The sequence below is a fragment of the Massilia pseudoviolaceinigra genome (assembly GCF_030846505.1).
GTDB classification, from domain to species: Bacteria; Pseudomonadota; Gammaproteobacteria; order Burkholderiales; family Burkholderiaceae_D; genus Telluria_A; species Telluria_A violaceinigra.
In genome coordinates this window covers 100,935-115,608 of sequence record NZ_JAVCWL010000022.1, presented here as the reverse complement: position 1 = coordinate 115,608, position 14,674 = coordinate 100,935, and the positions used below count along the sequence as shown (strand labels likewise).

Annotated in this window: 18 protein-coding genes; 13 read left to right on the top strand and 5 right to left on the bottom strand. The window is 63.4% G+C overall.

Going from position 1 to position 14,674, the window contains the following annotated elements:
• Nucleotides 1-2: 2 nt before the first annotated feature.
• From RBA40_RS21440 to RBA40_RS21425, 4 genes are all read right to left on the bottom strand, one after another.
• On the bottom strand, nt 3-1,487 hold the full coding sequence (locus RBA40_RS21440) for a S8 family serine peptidase (protein WP_306649768.1): 1,485 nt from the start codon (nt 1,485-1,487) through the stop codon (nt 3-5).
• 9 nt (nt 1,488-1,496) lie between these two features.
• The gene (locus tag RBA40_RS21435; protein ID WP_306649767.1) at nt 1,497-1,796 is read right to left on the bottom strand and encodes a hypothetical protein; all 300 of its coding nucleotides are present in this window, start codon (nt 1,794-1,796) and stop codon (nt 1,497-1,499) included.
• An 87-nt stretch (nt 1,797-1,883) separates the two neighbouring features.
• The gene (trmL, locus tag RBA40_RS21430; protein WP_099874399.1) at nt 1,884-2,354 is read right to left on the bottom strand and encodes a tRNA (uridine(34)/cytosine(34)/5-carboxymethylaminomethyluridine(34)-2'-O)-methyltransferase TrmL; all 471 of its coding nucleotides are present in this window, start codon (nt 2,352-2,354) and stop codon (nt 1,884-1,886) included.
• Nucleotides 2,355-2,374: 20 nt separating this feature from the next.
• Nucleotides 2,375-3,109: a ComF family protein gene (locus tag RBA40_RS21425; protein ID WP_306649765.1), complete on the bottom strand. Its 735-nt coding sequence runs from the start codon at nt 3,107-3,109 to the stop codon at nt 2,375-2,377.
• 94 nt (nt 3,110-3,203) lie between these two features.
• Here RBA40_RS21425 and RBA40_RS21420 point away from each other — a divergent pair, with 94 nt between their 5' ends.
• The 7 genes from RBA40_RS21420 (at nt 3,204) to RBA40_RS21390 (ending at nt 9,251) form a co-directional block, all read left to right on the top strand.
• Complete coding sequence (locus tag RBA40_RS21420) at nt 3,204-4,139, top strand: methyltransferase domain-containing protein (RefSeq protein WP_306649763.1); 936 nt, start codon at nt 3,204-3,206, stop codon at nt 4,137-4,139.
• A 415-nt stretch (nt 4,140-4,554) separates the two neighbouring features.
• The gene (coxB, locus tag RBA40_RS21415; RefSeq protein ID WP_306649762.1) at nt 4,555-5,739 is read left to right on the top strand and encodes a cytochrome c oxidase subunit II; all 1,185 of its coding nucleotides are present in this window, start codon (nt 4,555-4,557) and stop codon (nt 5,737-5,739) included.
• A 13-nt stretch (nt 5,740-5,752) separates the two neighbouring features.
• The gene (ctaD, locus tag RBA40_RS21410) at nt 5,753-7,348 is read left to right on the top strand and encodes a cytochrome c oxidase subunit I (RefSeq protein ID WP_099874403.1); all 1,596 of its coding nucleotides are present in this window, start codon (nt 5,753-5,755) and stop codon (nt 7,346-7,348) included.
• Nucleotides 7,349-7,417: 69 nt separating this feature from the next.
• Nucleotides 7,418-7,522: a cytochrome oxidase small assembly protein gene (locus RBA40_RS21405; protein ID WP_229413311.1), complete on the top strand. Its 105-nt coding sequence runs from the start codon at nt 7,418-7,420 to the stop codon at nt 7,520-7,522.
• A 6-nt stretch (nt 7,523-7,528) separates the two neighbouring features.
• A complete protein-coding gene (locus RBA40_RS21400) occupies nt 7,529-8,083 on the top strand; it encodes a cytochrome c oxidase assembly protein (RefSeq protein ID WP_306649761.1) in 555 nt (184 codons plus the stop codon).
• Between the two features lie 9 nt (nt 8,084-8,092).
• Entirely contained in the window at nt 8,093-8,317 is a 225-nt protein-coding gene (locus RBA40_RS21395) for a DUF2970 domain-containing protein (RefSeq protein ID WP_306649759.1), read from the top strand.
• Nucleotides 8,318-8,390: 73 nt separating this feature from the next.
• Nucleotides 8,391-9,251 carry a cytochrome c oxidase subunit 3 gene (locus RBA40_RS21390; protein WP_306649757.1) on the top strand — a complete coding sequence of 287 codons (861 nt, stop codon included), beginning with the start codon at nt 8,391-8,393 and terminating at the stop codon, nt 9,249-9,251.
• 136 nt (nt 9,252-9,387) lie between these two features.
• Here RBA40_RS21390 and RBA40_RS21385 read toward each other — a convergent pair whose 3' ends face one another.
• On the bottom strand, nt 9,388-9,588 hold the full coding sequence (locus RBA40_RS21385; protein ID WP_167088374.1) for a twin transmembrane helix small protein: 201 nt from the start codon (nt 9,586-9,588) through the stop codon (nt 9,388-9,390).
• Between the two features lie 36 nt (nt 9,589-9,624).
• Between RBA40_RS21385 and RBA40_RS21380 the strand changes: the two genes are divergently transcribed.
• From RBA40_RS21380 to RBA40_RS21355, 6 genes are read left to right on the top strand one after another with little or no spacing between them, the layout of a single operon-like run.
• Nucleotides 9,625-10,353 carry an SURF1 family protein gene (locus tag RBA40_RS21380; RefSeq protein ID WP_306649756.1) on the top strand — a complete coding sequence of 243 codons (729 nt, stop codon included), beginning with the start codon at nt 9,625-9,627 and terminating at the stop codon, nt 10,351-10,353.
• Nucleotides 10,331-10,936 carry an SCO family protein gene (locus RBA40_RS21375; protein WP_374710527.1) on the top strand — a complete coding sequence of 202 codons (606 nt, stop codon included), beginning with the start codon at nt 10,331-10,333 and terminating at the stop codon, nt 10,934-10,936. Before RBA40_RS21380 ends, RBA40_RS21375 begins: the two co-directional genes overlap by 23 nt.
• Before the next feature lie 3 nt (nt 10,937-10,939).
• Nucleotides 10,940-12,073, top strand: a complete 1,134-nt coding sequence (locus tag RBA40_RS21370) for a COX15/CtaA family protein (RefSeq protein ID WP_306649755.1) — start codon at nt 10,940-10,942, stop codon at nt 12,071-12,073.
• Nucleotides 12,070-12,963, top strand: a complete 894-nt coding sequence (cyoE, locus tag RBA40_RS21365) for a heme o synthase (RefSeq protein ID WP_306649754.1) — start codon at nt 12,070-12,072, stop codon at nt 12,961-12,963. The genes RBA40_RS21370 and cyoE overlap by 4 nt, the downstream gene beginning before the upstream one ends.
• Nucleotides 12,960-13,547, top strand: coding sequence for an SCO family protein (locus tag RBA40_RS21360; RefSeq protein ID WP_306649753.1), 588 nt, complete (start codon nt 12,960-12,962; stop codon nt 13,545-13,547). The genes cyoE and RBA40_RS21360 overlap by 4 nt, the downstream gene beginning before the upstream one ends.
• A 27-nt stretch (nt 13,548-13,574) precedes the next feature.
• A complete protein-coding gene (locus tag RBA40_RS21355) occupies nt 13,575-14,636 on the top strand; it encodes an AI-2E family transporter (protein ID WP_306649752.1) in 1,062 nt (353 codons plus the stop codon).
• The last annotated feature ends 38 nt before the right edge of the window (nt 14,637-14,674 follow it).

Genomic DNA, 14,674 nt, shown 5'->3' with positions numbered 1-14,674 from the left:
CGCTACGCCTGCTGCCAGGCGGCGAAGGCGTCGACCAGGCCGGCCCCGGTGGCGCCATCGATGCCCGGTCCGGCCTTGATGCCCTTGCCTTCCGGATCGCTGGAGGGACTGGCCGAGCCCTCGCGCACATCGATCGCGGTGCGCACCAGCAAGGCCTTGATCTCGGCGGGCGTGAGCTTGGGGTTTTTCTGCAGCAGCAGGGCGCACACGGCCGCGATTTGCGGAGCCGAGGCCGAAGTGCCGCTGAATACGGCCCAGCCGTCGCCGGCGGTGGTGCCGTCATGCTCGGCGTTGCCGGTATCGATGTCGGCCCCCGGCGGGACCGGCAGCATGATGTAGTCGGCATTGGGCAGCATGCCGACCAGGCCGCACACATCGGGCACGTGTCGACCTGAATAGATGCCGCTGGTAAAGGCGGACGCGTAATCGGACGCTTTCATGGCGCCGTCTTCGGCCACGAAGGTGCCGCCGACGCTGAGCACTTCCGGCATCGAGGCCGGGAAAGCGTAGTGGCCGTTGCCTGCAGAGAAGACCACCACGATGCCGCTGGCAATCGCCGCCTGGATTTCCGCTTCCAGTGGTTTCAGGCCGTTCGGCAATTCCTTCAGTTCGGAGGTGCCATTGTTGTCGCGCAAGTCGTAGCACATGCTCACGGTAATGACGTGCGGCTTGTGCTTGAGCGCTTCCTGGAAGCCTTCGAGGATGCTGGCGCCGCCGTTCGGATCGGCATCGTCGCCCAGCTTGACGCCGATGAAGGTCACTTTCGGCGCCACCGCGAACACATTGGCCGACTCGCCCGTGCCGTGGCTGCCCGGATCGGTGTGGCGGTTGGTGGCCGAGGGCGCCAGCACCACCGAGGAGGTGAAGCCGTTGCGCGTGAAGAAGGGATGCGAATGGTCGAAGCCGGTATCGATCATGGCAACCCGGATGCCTTCGCCGTGGTGGCGTTCCTTGTGGATATGGGCCGCGTTGAGCTTGGCCGGCACATCCTTGAGCACGTCGAGGTGGTAATAGCCCACCGCCGGCGGGCGCGCGCTGGCGCCCGGGTCGGCCAGGTAGATGTGGGGCCACTGGATATAGGCGTCATCGATCAGCGCCGCGAGCGCGGGATCGGGATTCCATGGGGCGCCCTTGGCCGGGTAGAACACGCGGTCGCTCGAATAGGTTTGCTTCGGGCTCAGGTTGAACGGGGTCAGGCGCGTGCCGAACACTTCCTCGAACTGGGCCACGGTGCCGCGCACCGATACCGTCATGCGCCCGCGTCCGGAGACGATGAAGCCGCGCTGGCGCAGCGCCTCGATCGCCGTTTCCATTTCGCCCGGGGCGGGCTCGAAGCTGAGAATGCTGCGCGAAGACAGGCGCGCCGCCAGCTTGGTCGGACCGGTATTGGCACGGCCTTTGAAGGTGATGGCGATGCGCAGCTGTTCCTGCGGCGGCGCCGGCTCATCGACGGCAGGGCGGGGCGGGCTGGGTTTGAAAGGCTGCATGGATTCCCCCTAGGTAGGTTGGCTCGTCGCCGCGTGGCGTGGAGCGATGGTAATCAGGCTGACGGCGTGTTCCAGATCCGCCGGAATCGCGAGTGCCGGTGTGGATGTTACATCGGATGCGAACCCGGCCCTTACATTTGGAATTGATCCGAATAAATTTTCTGCGTCGGCCAGCGAGGCTTCAGCCGAGATGGTGGCCATGCCGCAGGCGGTCACATGCATGCCGTGCGCCTCGAGCAAGGCGCACAGGGCGGGGTCATCGCTGCGATCGCGGGCGGGATCGCGCAGCAGGAGCTGGAGCTTGATCATGACGGAGCGGACAGGGGAACGCTGATGTCATGATAGTAAGGCTTCGTGGGAATTTTTGCCGGACTGATGCAATCGTGCGGCAATTTCTCAGGCGCCGCCGGCGTAGCCATTCTGGCGCCATGCCTCGAACACCACCACGGCCACCGTGTTCGATAAATTCAGGCTGCGGTTGTCCGGGCGCATCGGCAGGCGGATGCGTTGGGCTGGAGCGAACGATTCGCGCAGTGCGGGCGCCAGGCCGCGCGTTTCGGCGCCGAACACGAACACGTCGCCCGGCAGGAACTTCGCTTCGGCGAACGGCGACGAGCCGTGCGTGGTCAGCGCGAACATGCGCGCCGGGTCGGGCTGGCAATCGCTCAGGTACGCTTCCCAGTTCTTGTGGACTTTCATGGTGGCGTAATCGTGGTAGTCGAGCCCGGCGCGCTTCATCTTGGCATCGTCGAGCGGGAAACCCAGCGGTTCGATCAGGTGCAGCTGCGCCCCCGTGTTGGCGCACAGGCGGATGATGTTGCCGGTATTCGGCGGGATTTCGGGTTCTACCAGTACGACGTGGAACAAGTCATTCTCCTTTTGTAAAGTCAGTGCGGCGGCGTGCGCGCAAACACCAGGTTGCTCACGCGCGCGGCGCCGAAGCGCTTGAGCGTGGCCGCCAGCGCATTCAATGTGTGTCCGCTGGTCATGACGTCGTCGACCACGCCGATGTGGCGCCCGCGCACCTGCGCCAGCATGTCCGGCGCCACCAGAAATGCATGGCGCATATTGTTCTTGCGCTCGGCCGCCGTCGCGCCCGATTGCGCCGGCGTGTCGAACCGGCGCAGCGTCAGCCGCGGCTGCAGGGCGATGCCCAGCAGCGCCGATAGTGGCCGGGCAATTTCGAGTGCCTGGTTATAGCCGCGCTCGCTCAGCCGCGCCGGGCCCAGCGGCACCGGACACAGAAGCTCGGGCAGCGTAAAGCCGGGCGCGGCCAGCACTGCCGCGTGCAGCGTGCGCGCGCACCAGGGCGCCAGCGCGAGGGCGCCGCCGAACTTGAGCCGCAGGACCAGCTGGTCGAGCGGACTGGCGTAGTCGCTGGCGGCCACGGTGGCGTCGTAGGCCGGCGCGCCGGCCAGACAGGCGCCGCAGGCCAGGCCGGCGTCGGCGCCGCCGAGCGGATTGGCGCAGCAGCGGCAGCGCGCCCCGCCGGCGGCCACGAACTGGCGCGCGCAGGGCGCGCACACGGGGGCGTCGGCGCCACCCCCGCACAAGGCGCAGGTGGAGGGCAGCAGCGCGCGCAGCATGCCTGCCATGGTTTCGCGCTGCGGCCACGCGCTCATCGGACTGCCCTTTCAAAATGGGAATGCGGCAAACGGGAATACGGCAAACGGGTACACTGCCGGCATTATCTCATCTCAGCTCATTTCACCCTCCATGGCTACCCCCGATACCCTGAGCGCGCCGATCGACCTGGCGCGCGTGCGTACCCTGTTCTCGCGTCCGCAGCGCGTGGAACGGTCCGATTTCCTGCGGCGCGAGATCGCCGCCCGCATGCATGAGCGCCTGATGCTGGTCAAGGTGGCGCCCAAGCGCGTGCTCGACGCCGGCTGCGGCAGCGGTGCCGACCTGGCGTTGTTGCAAAAAGATTATCCCGCCGCCCACATCGTCGGCCTCGACGCGGCCGCCGCCATGATCGAGGCGGCCAAAACGCCGGCCTCGGCCCTGAAATCGCTCAATCAGATGCTCAGCCGGCTCTTGCCGGGCAAGGCCGGGGTCGATCTGCTGTGCGGCGATTTCGGCAGTTTGCCGTTCGGACCGAACTCGGTCGACCTGGTGTGGTCCAACCTGGCCTTGCACTGGCATCCCCAGCCCGACCGCGTGTTCGCGGAGTGGCGCCGGGTGCTGCGCCAGGATGGCTTGCTGATGTTTTCCAATTTCGGCCCGGATACCCTGCGCGAGCTGCGCACGGCGTTCGCCGAGGCCGACACCGGGACCGGAACCGGGTCCGCCCCCAGCCCGCACGTGCTGCCTTTCGTCGACATGCACGACTTCGGCGACCAGCTGGTGGAGGCCGGGTTTTCCACCCCTGTCATGGACATGGAAGTCATCACGGTCACCTACGACACGGCCGCGGCCCTCTTGGCCGACGCCCGCGCGCTGGGCGGCAATCCGCTCGCCACGCGCCGGCGCGGCCTGTTCGGGCGCGCGGCCTGGCAGCGCATGCTGGCGGCGCTGGAGCGGCAGCGCCGTGCGGACGGCAAACTGGGATTGACATTCGAGGTGATCTACGGCCACGCCTTCCGTCCGGCGCCGCGCGTGACCGCCGCCGGCGAGGCGATCATCCGTTTTGAGCCGCGCAAGGGGCGTTGATGCGCCGTCAAGGGTTTTAGGTCCGGGCCTGTCACTTGTACCAGACATGGTACAAAAGGGCCGTCAAAGCGGGGCAAACAGGCGACGGCTGACCCGTTACGGCAGGATTTTCCCTTGATGAGGGGGGCTATCCTTGAGTATAATCAACGACTAATTTTGTCGACTGTGCTGATCGATACCGAAAATTGTCGGTGCTTGTGAAGCGGTGCAGCAGTCGAAAGCGATAGCAAGTCAGCGTTCATCAGTGTGCTTTGTTCACCTATGGCCGATGTCAGGGTTCCAGTCGGGTCCGCCGTGCCGTGAGCGCGCCGGGACGGTATGGGCCCTTTTTGTGCGATGGTTTCGGAGCGCCGGGATCCGATCAGGATGCTCGGCGTAGAAAAAATATTTTTATTTTTGGGTGGTTGGGGAAAACATGACATATGCAAAGCGACTTCAGGCCTTGATGTTCGGTCTGGCAATTTCGGCCAGCATCCCTGCGCTGGCTGCACCGGTGGAGGGACGTCCGGTGGAATACCAGCTGAACCTGCAAATGCCAGTGACGAAGATTGCGTCGGAAATCAACGACCTGCACACCTGGATGATGATCGTCTGTATGGTGATCTTCGTCGCGGTGTTCGGCGTGATGTTCTATTCGGTCTTCAAGCACCGCCGTTCGCTGGGCCACAAGCCGGCCACCTTCCACGAATCGACCGCTGTCGAGATCGCCTGGACCGTCGTCCCTTTCCTGATCGTGATCGTGATGGCGCTGCCAGCGACCAAGACCGTGGTAGCGATGAAAGATACCTCCAACGCCGACATCACCATCAAAGCCACCGGCATGCAGTGGAAATGGGGCTACGACTACCTCAAGGGCGAGGGCGAGGGCATTTCCTTCCTGTCGAACCTGAAAACCCCGCGTTCGCAAGTCGGTTCGCCAGGTGTCGAGCCGACCGAAGCGCGCGGCGTCAACTACCTGATGGAAGTCGACAATGAAATCTACGTGCCGGTCAACAAGAAGATCCGTATCGTCCTGACCGCCAACGACGTCATTCACGCCTGGATGATCCCGGCCTTCGGCGTCAAGCAGGATGCGATTCCCGGTTTCGTGCGCGACACCTGGTTCAAGGCCGAGCAGATCGGTGTCTACCGCGGCCAGTGCGCCGAGCTGTGCGGTAAAGAACACGCCTTCATGCCGATCGTGGTCAATGTCGTCTCCGACGCCGACTACACCAAGTGGGTCGAAGGCGAGAAGAAGAAAATGGCTGCCCTGGCCGACGATCCATCGAAAGTGTGGACCATCGACGAACTGAAAGTCAAAGGCGAAAAAGTCTACACCACCAATTGCGTGGTCTGCCACCAGGCTAACGGCAAGGGAGTGCCGAACGCGTTCGCCGCGCTCGACGCCTCGCCGGTCGTGCTGGGCGCGAAAGCGGAACAGATCAATGTGCTGCTGCACGGCCAGAAGTCGGGCAAGTACCCGACCGAAATGCCAGGCTGGAAACAATTGTCGGATTCTGATATTGCTGCGGTGATTACTTACACCCGCAACAACTGGTCGAACAAGGCAACGGAAAATATCGTTCAACCAGCCGAAGTCCTGGCTGCACGTAACAAGTAATCGGGAGTAAGTTATGAGCACAAGCACACTAGATCACGCACACGGCCATGATCACGATCATAGCCACGATCACCCGACGGGGATGACCCGCTGGCTGTTCGCCACCAATCACAAGGATATCGGTACCCTGTACCTGTGGTTCTCGCTCATCATGTTGCTGTCCGGCGGCGTGCTGGCGCTGATGATCCGTACCGAACTGTTCAAGCCGGGCCTGCAATTCTTCCAGCCCGAGTTCTTCAACCAGCTGACCACGATGCACGGTCTGGTGATGGTGTTCGGCGCGATCATGCCGGCCTTCGTCGGCTTCGCCAACTGGATGATCCCGCTGCAAGTGGGCGCCTCCGACATGGCGTTCGCACGGATGAACAACTTCTCGTTCTGGCTGCTGCCGCCCGCGGCAATCCTGCTGGCGACCTCGTTCCTGGTGCCTGGCGGCGCAACCGCTGCCGGCTGGACCCTGTACGCTCCGCTGTCGACCCAGATGGGCCCCGGCATGGACATGGCGATTTTCGCGATGCACCTGATGGGCGCCTCGTCGATCATGGGTTCGATTAACATCATCGTCACCATCCTGAACATGCGCGCTCCCGGCATGACCCTGATGAAAATGCCGATGTTCTGCTGGACCTGGCTGATCACCGCCTACCTGCTGATCGCCGTGATGCCTGTGCTGGCTGGCGCGATCACCATGACCCTGACCGACCGTCACTTCGGCACTTCGTTCTTTAACGCTGCCGGCGGCGGCGACCCGGTCATGTACCAGCACATCTTCTGGTTCTTCGGTCACCCCGAGGTGTACATCATGATTCTGCCTGCGTTCGGTATCGTGTCGCAGATCCTGCCGGCGTTTGCCCGCAAGCCACTGTTCGGCTATGCCTCGATGGTCTACGCGACCGCGTCGATCGCGATTCTGTCGTTCATCGTCTGGGCTCACCACATGTTCACCACCGGCATGCCAGTGACCAGCCAGCTGTTCTTCATGTACGCAACGATGCTGATCGCGGTGCCGACCGGCGTGAAAGTGTTCAACTGGATCGCCACCATGTGGAAGGGTTCGATGACGTTCGAGACCCCGATGCTGTTCTCGGTCGGCTTCATCTTCGTGTTCACCATGGGTGGTTTCACCGGCCTGATCCTGGCCGTGACCCCGATCGACATCCAGCTGCAGGACACCTACTACGTCGTGGCTCACTTCCACTATGTGCTGGTAGCAGGTTCCCTGTTCGCCCTGTTCGCCGGTTTCTACTACTGGTCGCCGAAGTGGACGGGCCACATGTACAGCGAATTCCGCGGCAAGATGCACTTCTGGCTGTCGCTGATCACGTTTAACATCACCTTCTTCCCGATGCACTTCCTGGGTCTGGCGGGGATGCCGCGCCGCTACGCGGATTACCCGGCGCAGTTCACCGACTTCAACACGATCGCCACCATCGGCGCGTTCGGTTTCGGCCTGTCGCAGGTGTACTTCCTGTTCTGCGTGATCCTGCCGACCATTCGTGGCGGCGCCAAAGCGGCCGACAAGCCATGGGATGGCGCTGAAGGCCTGGAGTGGACCGTGCCGAGCCCGGCCCCGTTCCACACCTTTGAAACACCGCCGACGGTAAAGTAACGGTAAAGTAATACAGCGGCGCGGACAGCGAATTGCTGCCCGCGCCACTGAACTTGTAAGTGGAACGCGATGTCTGATCCAAAAAAACCGAACAATGCAAGAACCGGCCTGATTCTGGCCGTGCTGGCGGCATTTTTCTTTGCCATGGTATTTATCAAACGTATTTGGCTGTGAGCTGACGTGGCAACTGAAGAATCCGGAAAGCTCAAGCTCAATCGCACCATGCTCGGCAAGCTGCTGGTCGTGGCGGTGATCATGTTCGGTTTTGGCTACGCCCTGATTCCCGTGTACAAGCACTTGTGCGAAATGCTCGGAATCAACGTACTGACCCAGTCCGATGGCACGGTGAAGTACGACAAGAATACCCAGATCGACACCTCGCGCAAGATCACGATCGAGTTCGATGGCAATTCGCAGGGTCCGTGGCGTTTCCGCCCGACCACGAGTTCAATCGAAGTCCATCCGGGCGAACTGACCACCGTGGTGTACGAGGTGGTCAATACGCAGAACCGGACCGTGCAGGCGCAAGCGATTCCGAGCTTCGCGCCGCAACTGGTGATGCAGCACTTTAAAAAAGTCGAGTGCTTCTGCTTCAAGCAGCAGACCTTGAAGGCGAATGAAGCCAGGCAGATGCCGGTGGTGTTCTACATCGATCCGGCCCTGCCGCAAAACGTGAAGACGATGACCTTGTCGTACACGTTTTTCGAGATTGCCGGCACCCAGGCAGCAAAGTAAGGGGCCGCCATGACCGATGTAAAGCAGGGCGAGGAAAGCGCGACCGGCGCCAAGGCGTCTTTCGGCGCCACGATGAAAGCGGTGTTCTGGTCTTTCCTGGGCATCCGCAAGCGCAGCGATTACGAAAAAGATTCGGCCAGCCTGAATCCGGTGCATGTGGTAATTGCCGGATTGATTGGGGTGATGTTGTTCATTGGCGTGCTGGTGGCATTGGTGAAATTTGCCGTGTCGTAAAATCGGCCGCCCGATTAAGTTTTTACAAATTAGCAATAAATTCACCGCATACAGTTTGATTTAGGAGATGAAGATGAGTTCACCACACGCCGCCGCACCGTATTATTTTGTGCCGGGCCCGTCCAAATGGCCGATGGCCGCCGGCTTGTCGCTGCTCGTCACGATGATCGGCGCTTCGGCCTGGGTCAATGACGTATCGTGGGGCCCGGCGATGAATATCGCCGGCATCCTGGCCACGCTGCTGGTCTTGTACTTCTGGTTCGGCGACGCCATCGGCGAATCCGAAGCGGGCCAGTACGGTAAGCGCATCGACCTGTCGTTCCGCTGGTCGATGAGCTGGTTCATCTTCTCCGAAATCATGTTCTTCGGCGCATTCTTCGGCGCCCTGTTCTATGCGCGCACCATCACCATGCCATGGCTGGGCGACCTCGATCACAAGATCATCTGGCCTGATTTCGCAGCCCAGTGGGGCGGCGCCAGCCCGGCCGGCACCATCGACAACTTCACGACCATGGGTCCGTTCCCGATCCCGACCATCAACACCGCGCTGCTGCTGCTGTCGGGCGTGACCCTGACCATTTCGCACCACGCCCTGCGCGCCGGCCACCGCGCCAAGACCGCGTTCTGGCTCGCCGCCACCATCCTGCTCGGCTTCGTGTTCATGGGCTTCCAGGCCTACGAGTACATGCACGCTTACAGCGACCTGAACCTGAAACTGACCTCGGGCATCTACGGTTCGATCTTTTACCTGCTGACCGGTTTCCACGGTTTCCACGTGACGCTCGGCGCGATCATGCTGTCGGTGATCCTGTACCGCGTCATGAAGGGCCACTTCACCGCCGAGAACCACTTCGGCTTCGAAGGCGCCGCCTGGTACTGGCACTTTGTCGACGTGGTCTGGCTCGGCCTGTACATCGTCGTCTACTGGCTGTAAATGGCGGCATGCAGCGGAGGGTGCGCCCTCCGGCAGGTTTAGAACAAGAAAAACCGGGGACAGTCCACCAAGCGGTGGCCTGTCCCCGGTTTTTTGCGGTTGGGAATGACCTTGATTGGCCGAGGGCCGCTCAGCGTCAGCGAATGCCGGTCGGCGCGATCCAGCCCATCTTGTAGCTGCCCAGCAGCACCAGGAACAGGGTAATCGACAGGCCCACGCGCATCGCCAGCGCGTGCACCGTGCGGTTGCTCTTGCCCTTGTCGCGCATCAGGAAGAACAGGGCAGAGCCCAGGCTTCCGATGATGAGCATGAAGGCAATAGCGACGAGGATTTTCATAATGAGCTCGAATTTTTTGAGTAAGGCACCATTGTAATGCGTATCGGCTTCCGGTTTCGGGCGATCCCCTTCGTGGCTACGGTGCTGCTGGTGGCGCTCGGCATCGCCCTGGGGCGCTGGCAGGATGGGCGCGCGGCCGAGAAAATCGGCCTGCAGCAGGCCATCACGGCGCGCGCCGGCGCCGCCCCGGTGGTGCTCGGCGCGGCCGCGCTCACGCCGGCCCAGGTCGAGTTGCGCCCGGTGACGGCGACCGGCACCTTCGTGCGCGACTGGCCGCTGTTCCTGAACAACCGTCCGCAGGAAGGCAAGGCCGGCTTTTACCTGCTGATGCCGCTGCGCATCGAGGGTACTGATATGCACGTGCTGGTGGCACGCGGCTGGCTGCCGCGCTACACCGGCCAGTACGACCGCTTGCCGCAGTTCGATACGCCGGCCGGCACGGTGACCATCACGGGCCTGGCGCGCGCAGGCATGGGCAAGGTGATGCAGCTCGGAACGGCGGCGCCGGTCGCGCCCAAGGCGATCCTGCAAAACCTGACGCCGGCCGAGTTCGCGCAAGCGAGCAAGCTGGCGGTGCAGCCCTTCTTTATCGAGCAAAGCGGCCCGGCGCCGGCCGGCGACAAGCTGGTGCGCAACTGGCCGGCACCCTCCCTGAACGTGGAAAAACACCAGGGTTATGCATTTCAATGGTATGCGCTGGCGGTCATGGCGCTGCTCTTTTTCGTGATTACAGGATTTCAACGTGGAACAAAACAAAACGACTAAAGCAAGTCAATGGAGCGGCCGCTGGAAACTGCTGGCCGTGGTCTTCGTGTGCGCGGCGCCGATGCTGTTTTCCTACCTGACCTATTACGTGATCAAGCCGACCGGGCGCACCAACTACGGGACCCTGATCGAGCCGCAAAAGTACCCGATCCCGCCGGCGATGGGCATTACCACGCTCGACGGCAAGCCGATCGCGCTCGACGCCTGGAAGGGCAAATGGATCATGCTGCAGGTCGGTCCGGGCGAGTGCCCGCAAGCCTGCCGCGACCAGCTGGTCGCGATGCGCCAGCTGCGCCTGATGCAGGGCAAGGAAATGGAGCGCATCGAGCGCGTCTGGCTGATCACCGACGCGACCCCGATCGACACCATGCTCATGCGTGTGGTCGACGGCACCCGCATGCTGCGCGTCCCGGCCGCGGCCGTGACGTCCTGGCTGCCGGTCGAGCCGGGCGGCAAGGTGGACGAGCACATGTACCTGATCGACCCGATGGGGCATCTGATGATGCGCTTCCCCAAGCAGCCTGATCCGGCCAAGGTGAAGAAGGACATGTACAAGCTGCTCAAAGCGTCCGCGATCGGTTAAGCGATGCAATTCTCGTCCATGGTGCAACTGGGGTTGATCGGACTGCTGGCGGCCTGCCTGCCGCTGGCGATGGTCTGGATGTCGTCCGACCCCAACAAATACCGCAAGCTGGTCTGGGTCACGGTGTTCCTCACGTTCGACCTGATCGTCTTCGGCGCCTTTACGCGCCTGACCGATTCGGGCCTGGGCTGCCCGGATTGGCCGGGCTGCTATGGCGCCGCCAATCCGTTCCTCGCGCATGCCGAGATCGTCGCCGCCGAAACCTTGATGCCGACCGGCCCCGTGACCGTGGTCAAGGCCTGGATCGAAATGATCCACCGCTACCTGGCGATGGGCATTGGTGTGCTGATCGTGGCGCTGATGGGAACCGCCTGGGTTCAGTGGCGCAAGACGCGCCGCGCCGAGTTCGCGCCCGGCCTGCCGACCGCGCTGTTCGTGTTCGTGCTGATCCAGGGCGCTTTTGGCGCCTGGACCGTGACGCTCAAGCTGCAGCCGGTCATCGTCACCATCCACCTGCTGCTGGGCATGGGCTTGCTGTCCATGCTGGTGTGGCTGGGTGCGCGCCAGAACCGCGCCGCCGCGCTGGCCCATGGGCGCTTTACCGCGCCCGCCGCCGGCGCGCCCAGCATGCTGGGCCGCCTGGCGCTGGCCGCCGCCGTGGTGCTGACGATCCAGATCGCCCTGGGCGGCTGGGTCAGCACCAACTACGCGACCCTGGCCTGCGCCGATTTCCCTCTTTGCAACGGCAAAGTGGTGCCCGAGATGGACTTCGAGCATGGCTTTACCCTGTGGCGCGAGCTGGGCAAGACCGCGGCCGGCCACTACCTGCCGTTCTCCGCCCTGACCGCGATCCACTGGGTGCACCGCAACTTCGCCTTCGTCGTGCTGGCCGTGCTGGGCCTGGCGGCGTGGCGCGCGCGCGCCCATCCGGGCGTGGCCAGGCACGCGCGCGGGATCGCCATCGTGCTCGCCGTCCAGGCCGCGACCGGCATCGCCACCGTCTACCTGAACTTCCCGCTGACCATCGCCGTGCTGCATAACGCCGGCGCCGCGCTGCTGGTGCTGATGGTGACCATGTTAAACTACAAGATCAAGTACCCCTCCGGCCCGGTACTGCAAGCAAGCCACCACCAATGACAACCCAGACCGCAACACACAAATCCGCCAACCGCGCCGCCCAATACTGGGCGCTGACCAAACCGAGAGTAACCCAGCTGGCCGTGTTCTGCGCGGTGATCGGCATGCTGCTGGCCACCGAAGGCGTGCCCAGCTGGCGCATCCTGGTGCCGGCTACGGTCGGCATCTGGCTGCTGGCCGGCGCCGCGTTCGCCGTCAACTGCCTGCTCGAAGCCGAGATCGATGCGCGCATGGCGCGCACCGCGCGCCGCGCCACCGCCATGGGCGAACTGACCAAGACCCAGACCCTGATCTTTTCGGCCATCATCGGCGGCGCCGGCATGGCCGTGCTGTACACGATGGTCAATGCGCTGACCATGTGGCTCACCTTCGTGACCTTTGTCGGCTACGCCGTCATCTACACCATGATCCTGAAACCGGCCACGCCGCAGAACATCGTCATCGGCGGCCTGTCGGGCGCCATGCCGCCGGCGCTCGGCTGGGCCGCGGTCGCCAACGACGTGCCGATGCAAGCCTGGCTGCTGGTGCTGATCATTTTCGTGTGGACCCCGCCGCACTTCTGGGCGCTGGCCATGTACCGGCGCGACGACTATGCGCGCTCGGGCCTGCCGATGCTGCCGGTCACGCACGGCATGAATTTCACCGGTTTCCACGTCTGGCTGTATTCGATCGCGCTGGCCGCCACCACGCTGCTGCCGTACGCGGTGCGCATGAGCGGACACATCTACCTGGCCTCGGCCGTGGTGCTCAATGCCGTGTTCCTGTGGCATGGCTGGCAGGTGTACCGCCACTATTCCGACCAGGTGGCGCGCAAGGCGTTCACCTGGTCCATCATTTACCTGTCGCTGCTGTTTGCAGCCTTGCTGCTCGACCACTACGTCAAAATATGATCAAAAAATTGCTCGCTCTGTGCGCGCTGGGCCTGCTGCTGGCCGGGTGCGACAAACCGGCCGCCAAGCCACTCAGTTTCCAGAACACCGACCTGACCGGACTGCCGTACGCGCGCGAATTCGCGCTGACCGACCACAACGGCAAGCCGCGCACCCTGGCCGACTTCAAGGGCAAGGTGGTGGTGATGTTTTTCGGCTTCACCCAGTGTCCGGACGTGTGCCCGACCACCATGGCCGAAATGGCGGCGGTGATGAAGGAACTCGGTCCCAAGGCCGACCAGGTGCAGGTGCTGTTCGTCACCATCGACCCCGCGCGCGACACCAGGGAGTTGCTGGCCCAGTATGTGCCGGCGTTCGATGCGCGCTTCCTCGGCCTGTATGGCGATGCGGAAGCGACCGCCAAGGTAGCCAAGGAATTCAAGGTGTTCTACGCCAGGGTCGACGGCAAGGCCGAGGGCAGCTATTCGATGGACCACACCGCGGCCAGCTATGTGTTCGACCGCAACGGCAAGGTTCGCCTGTTCGTGCGTCATGGCAAGGGCCCGGGCCCGATCGTGCACGACATCAAACAATTGCTCGACTGATCCACCTACTTACCTGACGGGACGACCATGGAACAGGCACGCGGCAGCAAGAATTACGCTTACATGGGCGCCATCGCGCTGCTCACCATCGGCTGCCTGTACGTGCTGCGCCCGTTCCTGGCGGCGATCCTGTTCGCCGCCGCCATCGTTATCTCTTCCTGGCCGATCTACCTGTACGTGCTGGGGCGCATGCGCGGACGCCGTACCCTGGCCGCGCTGACGTTGACCTTGACGTTGACGTGCCTGGTGATCCTGCCGATTGCGCTGGTTGCGTACAACCTGGCCGACGATATCGGGCGCTTTTACGACCAGCTCAAAACCGCGGTGGCCACCGGCCACGTCGAGCCGCCGGCCTGGCTGCGCCAGATTCCCGTGGTCGGCGAAACGCTGTACAGCTATGTGGGCAACCTGGTGTCGAGCCGCGAACAGATGATGGCACTGGCCCAGCGCCTGCTGGAACCGGCGCGCCACTACCTGCTGGGCGGCGGCATCGTGCTGGGCGCCGGCGTCGCGCAGATGAGCCTGGCCGCCTTCGTCAGCTTTTTCCTGTACCGCGATGGCCACACTTTGCTCATCGCCATCGGCGTGGCCATGGACCGCATCATCGGCGAGCGTGCGCCCAGGATCGCCAGCACCGTCAGCCAGACCGTGCGCGGCGTCATGTACGGCTTGCTGGGAACGGCACTGGCGCAGGCCCTGGTGGCCGCCATCGGCTTCGTGATTGCCGGAGTGCCGGCGGTGCCGCTGCTGGCCGTGGCCACCTTCGTCATGTCGCTGGTGCCGGTCGGCCCGCCGATCATCTGGGGCGGGGCGGCGATCTGGCTGTTCAACCAGGGCCAGACCGGCTGGGCCATCTTCATGGTGGTGTGGGGCCTGGTGCTCATCAGCGGCGTCGACAACGTGGTCAAGCCGATGCTGATCAGCCGCGGCAGCAGCCTGCCATTCCTGCTGGTGTTGCTGGGGGTATTGGGCGGGGTACTGGCCTTCGGTTTTGTCGGCCTGTTCATCGGCCCGACCCTGCTGGCGGTGGGCTACTCGCTGATGCGCGAATGGACCGGCATCGAGCCGGCCGTCGTCAACGACGTCTAGGCACTATCCCATCCCACCCGGTGCCAGACCGGACACCG

Excerpts from the sequence above, each read along its gene's own strand:
- RBA40_RS21440 (WP_306649768.1), bottom strand. The coding sequence starts at position 1,487 with ATGCAGCCTTTCAAACCCAGCCCGCCCCGCCCTGCCGTCGATGAGCCG.
- RBA40_RS21435 (WP_306649767.1), bottom strand. The coding sequence starts at position 1,796 with ATGATCAAGCTCCAGCTCCTGCTGCGCGATCCCGCCCGCGATCGCAGC.
- RBA40_RS21425 (WP_306649765.1), bottom strand. The coding sequence starts at position 3,109 with ATGAGCGCGTGGCCGCAGCGCGAAACCATGGCAGGCATGCTGCGCGCG.
- RBA40_RS21420 (WP_306649763.1), top strand. The coding sequence starts at position 3,204 with ATGGCTACCCCCGATACCCTGAGCGCGCCGATCGACCTGGCGCGCGTG.
- coxB (WP_306649762.1), top strand. The coding sequence starts at position 4,555 with ATGACATATGCAAAGCGACTTCAGGCCTTGATGTTCGGTCTGGCAATT.
- ctaD (WP_099874403.1), top strand. The coding sequence starts at position 5,753 with ATGAGCACAAGCACACTAGATCACGCACACGGCCATGATCACGATCAT.
- RBA40_RS21405 (WP_229413311.1), top strand. The coding sequence starts at position 7,418 with ATGTCTGATCCAAAAAAACCGAACAATGCAAGAACCGGCCTGATTCTG.
- RBA40_RS21395 (WP_306649759.1), top strand. The coding sequence starts at position 8,093 with ATGACCGATGTAAAGCAGGGCGAGGAAAGCGCGACCGGCGCCAAGGCG.
- RBA40_RS21390 (WP_306649757.1), top strand. The coding sequence starts at position 8,391 with ATGAGTTCACCACACGCCGCCGCACCGTATTATTTTGTGCCGGGCCCG.
- RBA40_RS21385 (WP_167088374.1), bottom strand. The coding sequence starts at position 9,588 with ATGAAAATCCTCGTCGCTATTGCCTTCATGCTCATCATCGGAAGCCTG.
- RBA40_RS21380 (WP_306649756.1), top strand. The coding sequence starts at position 9,625 with ATGCGTATCGGCTTCCGGTTTCGGGCGATCCCCTTCGTGGCTACGGTG.
- RBA40_RS21370 (WP_306649755.1), top strand. The coding sequence starts at position 10,940 with ATGCAATTCTCGTCCATGGTGCAACTGGGGTTGATCGGACTGCTGGCG.
- cyoE (WP_306649754.1), top strand. The coding sequence starts at position 12,070 with ATGACAACCCAGACCGCAACACACAAATCCGCCAACCGCGCCGCCCAA.
- RBA40_RS21360 (WP_306649753.1), top strand. The coding sequence starts at position 12,960 with ATGATCAAAAAATTGCTCGCTCTGTGCGCGCTGGGCCTGCTGCTGGCC.
- RBA40_RS21355 (WP_306649752.1), top strand. The coding sequence starts at position 13,575 with ATGGAACAGGCACGCGGCAGCAAGAATTACGCTTACATGGGCGCCATC.